Source organism: Abyssisolibacter fermentans (assembly GCF_001559865.1).
Classification (GTDB): Bacteria; Bacillota; Clostridia; order Tissierellales; family MCWD3; genus Abyssisolibacter; species Abyssisolibacter fermentans.
Genome location: NZ_LOHE01000046.1, coordinates 1 through 6172, shown reverse-complemented (window position 1 = coordinate 6172; position 6172 = coordinate 1). Strand labels below are relative to the sequence as shown.

The 6172-nt window shown below is 30.5% G+C and carries 5 protein-coding genes; all 5 read right to left on the bottom strand.

The genetic code is table 11. The annotated features are described in order from the left end of the window. A partial coding sequence (locus AYC61_RS07485; protein WP_156456382.1) for a hypothetical protein occupies positions 1 to 445 on the bottom strand: 445 nt, incomplete at its 3' end. A 656-nt stretch (positions 446 to 1101) separates the two neighbouring features. Further along, positions 1102 to 1758, bottom strand: coding sequence for a hypothetical protein (locus AYC61_RS07480; protein WP_066498982.1), 657 nt, complete (start codon positions 1756 to 1758; stop codon positions 1102 to 1104). Positions 1759 to 1812: 54 nt separating this feature from the next. After that, positions 1813 to 2124, bottom strand: a complete 312-nt coding sequence (locus AYC61_RS07475) for a hypothetical protein (protein WP_066498973.1) — start codon at positions 2122 to 2124, stop codon at positions 1813 to 1815. A gap of 550 nt (positions 2125 to 2674) precedes the next feature. Further along, on the bottom strand, positions 2675 to 3331 hold the full coding sequence (locus tag AYC61_RS07470) for a hypothetical protein (protein WP_066498971.1): 657 nt from the start codon (positions 3329 to 3331) through the stop codon (positions 2675 to 2677). Between the two features lie 12 nt (positions 3332 to 3343). After that, positions 3344 to 6172 (bottom strand): RHS repeat-associated core domain-containing protein (locus AYC61_RS07465; RefSeq protein ID WP_162265449.1); only part of this gene is annotated, 2829 nt, incomplete at its 5' end.

Sequence of the window (6172 nt, the reverse complement as noted above, 5' to 3'; positions counted from 1 at the left end):
TAACATAACTATTGTCTAAAATATCCTTCATTATATAATCTTCTATTTTTTTCGTTTCTATATTATATATATACATTCCATTCACTAGTACTTCGTAATTGTTAAGCCACATAACTGGTTTTTTTCTAATACTATCTATTTTACTAAAAACATTGTTTGTTACTCTATTTAGATATAAAGCATTGTCTACACTAGAATAATTTGCAAAATCACCTATCTGACGAATAAAGAAATTTTTATTATCTGGTGAATAGTACTTATTGTACATATATTCACTTTCCGATTTCTTAATATATACATTGTTACTATCTATTTTATTAAAAACTTGAATATCCTTAATTTTTACATCTTTATTCATTTCACTTTCTATATTTATAAATTTTTCACCTACAAAAAACACTAATGTAATTGCTACTAAAAGTAAAATTAAACTCTTTTTATACATTTTATCCTCCAATTATAATTTGTAAATCATTGTTGAAATTTTAATAGCTATATCAAGCTGCATTTTCAAACTATCTATAGATTGAAAATTATTTGAGAATATTAGCTTATTTCTTCTGTTATTCCTTTTCTATATGTGTTTCCTTTTGTGTTTTTTGCCATATTTCGTTTCCGTTGGCATCATATATATATTCTACTGACTTTTCAAGGATTTCTTCTCCTTCTTTATTATATATTTTTTATGCTAATTTTAACAGCTTGAGTAATATGTGTAGCGTAGGTAAATAAGATTATATTCATGCAAAATACGTCAGACTGCACGAAACAATCTGACGTCATTTTTATTAATGATGTAGCTTATATCCTAACTTAATTATTGTCGACTCTCGTATCACCCAAAAGAAACGTCCCGAATGGGTGTATCAATTTAAACTTTTTTTACTTGACTTTAGTTAGCTAGTGTAGTGGATGTAGGTGTGGATATTGGTTTTGCAAGGCACTGGGTAAGCTTACCCACCCACATAAAAGAAACCCATGGAATGACTGGGTTTGTCGTTTCCACAAGTTATATGTTAAGTTATATTGTCAGTTCAGTTGATTTTTTGTTTTCAGTTTTTACACTTATATTCATCCTGTTATAGTAAATAAATTATTGTTTCAGTTCGTTTCTTCATCACAATTACAGTTATTTTTTTCAACCAAGAACGTCCAATAATCTGACCATATTATCATATCCGAATTTATGTTTAAGTAATTCTTAGTTTTTTCATCAAATTCACTTCTAGAGACTTCCACATCCTCAAACAAATACAAATCATCATCTTCTTCATCATTTTTTGTATTATATTTTGTAAAAGTAATCTGAATAATATTATTGTTGGCATCTAATTTTGTATATGCATAAGAAATATGTTCAGGACCTCCACCGCTTCTAATATATAATAGTGCACCATTACTCAATAACGTTTCGTATCCCGAACCAGAATAGATTATATCTAATTCGTCGTTAACACACTCTAGAATTATATACTCTCTCATTGATGAAAGATGCAATTCTGGAACGCCATTATGATTAGAATCAAAAAGTGTATATTTATTATAATTTTCGTCTAAGAAAAATATATCATAAATATCAATTTTGCTATTTTCATTACCATCTGAACTTAAACTTATTTCGCCACTTAAAAACTCATAATACTTATTTAGACAGTTTTGTATTATATCACTTTTGCAATTATTAGTTGCCTTTGCACCTTCAAAACAACCTGTTGTACAAATTAGTACTATAAGCATATAAAAAAACACTTTTTTCATATTAGCTCCTTCCTAACAATTATTCTATTATTGAAAATAATTATCTACTTAGTATCATATACTATAATTTAGAATTATAATCTGAATAATCTTATACATATTTAGCACCAGTAAAGTTATAAAAACATAGCGAACAATTCTTTTTTTTCGTTTAATCCAAAGAGCAACAAGAGAAACAAATATACTCAGAGCGGTGAATACCAAAATAGCAATAACAGAATCCATACTAACAATATCAGGTATATTATTACCTTTGCTTGGATACTCATAAATTGTAAATAAATAACCGAATATTGTTAAAACAAATGCAACAATGTATAAAACAGTGGTTATTACACTTTTAAAGTGCTTCTCTAATATATTCATATATCAAACCCTCCATTAAAGAATTATTATTCACTATTGTATCTCCATACCATTTATTGCTTTTTACAATAGCAATGCTTACATCTGGCCTCCACCAAGTTCTATTTTTGCAGCTACTGCTAGTAAAATAAGCAGGTGTATCATATTCTTTAGCAGTAGCTTGTATTACATATTTGTAACCACTTATTCACTGGTTTTCAATAGTCTGCTCTTTTTCTTACTTCGTTTCCGTTATCATCATATCTATATTCTACTTTCTTTTGTAGGATTTCTTCTCCTTCTTTATTATACATTTTTTCTACTAATTTTTACAGCTTGAGTAATATGTGTAGCTGTAGGTAAATAAAATTATATTTATGCAAAATACGTCAGACTGCACAAAACAATCTGACGTATTTTCATTAATGATGTAGCTTGTATCCTAACTTAATTATTATAGACATTTACGTCACCCAAAAAGAACCGTCCCGAATGGGTGTTTTTTTGTAAGTGTTCCGAATGGATATTTACAGAAGCAAGGTGACTGTCACCTTGCTTCTGTTCTAACATTTCATTCTATTACTTGCATTTTTATTATTCTACCTTTCTCTGGATGTAACAAATTCCATTCGTATTTAATCCATAACGATGCTTTACCATCAGTTACTATAATCTCCCATACATCATGAAAATCCGAAAATTTACAATTCAACATAAGCTCCCCATTGTTAATTATTAAATAATTTTTATTATTTTCTTCTAGAAGCTTTATACTCTTAACATCATTAATGTTAATCGAGCTCTCCTTTTCTAAAAAAAACTCATTTATTATAGTTAGTAGAACTACAATACTTGCTACACAACAACTAAATATTATTAACTTTTTCTTTATTCTTGCTAAGGAGTCTATACTCGTACTACTCTTAATTAACCTAATACCATCTATAAACTGTAGAAGCATTAATCCATTAAATAAAATAGCAAGTATACTTATCGGTACTATATCTTTAATTTGAAAAATTGATTTTAAAACAAGCATCATAATTATTACAAAAATAACAGACGTAATAATCATAGCCCATCCAAGTATATCTGACCTACCAGAGTTAGTAAACACAGGATGTATATCTTCCACTTTATAATATTTTGGGTCATGTTGACGGTCTTGCCATCCTTTTTGTTTATTAACTTGTTTATTGAACACATCAGTTTTTCGCTTCTTTTTCATATAAATCTCCTTTTATTTGTTAAAGATTATTTTACCATCAAGCGCACTATTTACAATACTTATTCCAAAATCACTCATATTAACAGGTTTTCTTAAATCATTGGATAAATCATAATCAACCTCATGTCCAGTATTAAATCCCAAAAATTCAGTGTTATGAACAATTTCCATTTTATCTCCTTCATATAACTTTGGAGTTAAAATCATTTGGCCACTACTATTAAATCCTAGATATCCTGTCGACAAATCATTTTTATGGTTCTCATCAATTGTATTATAAATATTAGTACGAGTCCATGAACCATTCAAATAGTCTCCATAACCCATATCAGTTAATTCATTATTCAAATCTCTTGTACACCACATTCGTCCAGGTTCATTCAAATATTCAGCTTCTATATGATAGTATGATAATCCAGCATTTCTAGTCATTGGATTACGAGAACTTTCCAGTTGTAAAACACTTCGATATGAATCACCTTTTTTTTGTACATTTATCGTAACCCAGTAATCAGTCATATTATTACTTACTGAATTTAAAATTTCTCCAATTAAAATAGCCCTCGCTGCAATACCTGTACTTTTTGCTGTCTGAAAACCTAAATCACTAACTCTACCACTTTTACTCCCATTTAAATAAATCACATTATTTATGCTAATTCGGATAGCCGCATTTTCTTCTTCATAAGCACTGCCAAACTGACCAACGGCCATTCCCCAGTTAATATCTTTATAATGTCCTGTTTTAGTACGAAAAAATTTCCATCCATCACCATCAAAATTACCATTAGAACCATTTACATACTGTGGTATATAGATCGGCATATCAATACCATCAATTGTTACAAAGCCATTTCCGTAATCAAGTTTACCTATCCCATCAACTATACCTACCAAATCTTCTCCCACATAATCTGGTTTATTATTCAATGGTTTGTTTCCAACAGAACCACCACCGCCTGTAATTAATTCATTTTGTCTTCCATCCGGATCAACATACTTAAGCGGATTATTCTTCACATATGGATATAGGTTTAGTGATTGTATGTCTGTTATGCTTCCTTTTACTGGGTCCTGTGCTGTGAATCTTCCTATGTCTGAGTTGTAGTATCTTGCTTTTGCGTACCACATCTCTGCTATGTTATCCCATTCGTAGCCAGTGTATCCAAATAGGTTGTCTGGACCTGACCAGTTTACATCAAAATGGGTTGTTGTACTTGGTGATCCAAAGTCATAGTATTTGTAGCTTACTGATACTTTTCCTTCTTCTGATATCATTCTCTTTGTGCTTCCTAGTTCATCTTCTAGGTAGTATAGTCTTTGGTAACTTTCTTCTAGTCTTGTTGGGGCGGTCTTTGGTATCCATCCATTGTCATGATCATCTAGTTCTATAAAGTCTATGGATATTCTTCCTATTCCATATACATATTTTTGTGTTTGGTAGTGCTCTCCGTACTGCATTAGTACATTTTGGTACTGACTTGTTATATCGTATGCATATTCTACTCTGTAGTTTGTTCTGTTGTATTGATGTCCCCATCCTGGTTTTGGATTTCCTCCATTGCCTGGATTGTTTTCGTCTATTTCTCTCTTTGCATGTCCAGGTGGTATTTCTCCTACTCCTATTCCTTTTCCATTGTTTCCTTTCTTTTCTTTTTTCTTGTCATTTGGATCTGGTCTATTTCCTCCTGCATTTGTTTCTATATTCATTTCTACTTCTACTCTGTTGCCCATAAAGTCATAGCTATATGTTTGTTCATCATCATGTTTGTTTTTTGCATATACTAGTCTGCTTTTATCATCATATTCATATTTGTTTGTTACTTTGTTGCCTTTTTTTGTTTCTATTAAGTTTCCATTTCTATCATATTTGTATTTTTCATCATCAAATTTTAGTAGTCTGTTTGCAGTGTCATATTCATAGTCAAGTAGATTTCCAATATATTCTCCTGCTATTTCATATTGCTGTCTTCTGTTTCCTATGCTGTCATAGTTGTATTTAAGTATTTTGTCTCCTACTTTGATTTCTGTTATTCTTTCTAGCTCATCATATGCGTACTGTCTTGTATATTCTCCATATTGCGATTTTTCCAGTATGTTTCCTGCTTCATCGTACTTATATCCGTACTCATCTATGAGTGTTCCATCTACATTTGTCTGTACTAAGCTTGTTAGTCTGTCCATTTCATTGTATGTGTATTTTGTCTTTATTCCATTTGGCAGTATTTCTTCTAATAGTTTATCTGCTGTGTCATATACATACTGTGTTGTTTTTCCTTGTTCATCTGTTACTTTCACTAGGTTTCCTACTTCGTCATAGCTATATCTTACTTCTCCTTGGTCTGGATATTCTATGCTTTCTTTTAATCCTTCTTTTGTCCATGTATAGCTTGTTATGTTTCCTCTATGGTCTACATGCTCTGTAAGTCTTCCTACGGAATCGTATTCAAATTCTGTTACTCCTATTTCTTCTTCAGCTCTTATTAGTATTCCTGCCTTGTTGTATTCAAATATTACTGTTTCTCCATCATTGTAGTTTATCTGTTTTACTAAATCAAGCTCATCATATACATATTCTGTTTGGTTCCCTTCTTTATCTACCTTGATTATCATGTTTCCTGCTTCATCATAGGTATAGCTTTCACTATGTCCTAGTGGGTCTATTACTTTCTTTATTAGTCCTCTGTCATCATATTGGTAGATGGTTATTTGTTCTTCTATTGTTGTTTCCATGTTTATTTCTTGTGGTATTGGCTCTATATTTTCTGTCATTGTATTTATTGTTTCTTCTTCTGGTATTGTAGATTCTTCTTCGTTATTATTCTCAGCTTCTTCTTCATC

Excerpts from the sequence above, each read along its gene's own strand:
- AYC61_RS07480 (WP_066498982.1), bottom strand. The coding sequence starts at position 1,758 with ATGAAAAAAGTGTTTTTTTATATGCTTATAGTACTAATTTGTACAACA.
- AYC61_RS07470 (WP_066498971.1), bottom strand. The coding sequence starts at position 3,331 with ATGAAAAAGAAGCGAAAAACTGATGTGTTCAATAAACAAGTTAATAAA.
- AYC61_RS07475 (WP_066498973.1), bottom strand. The coding sequence starts at position 2,124 with ATGAATATATTAGAGAAGCACTTTAAAAGTGTAATAACCACTGTTTTA.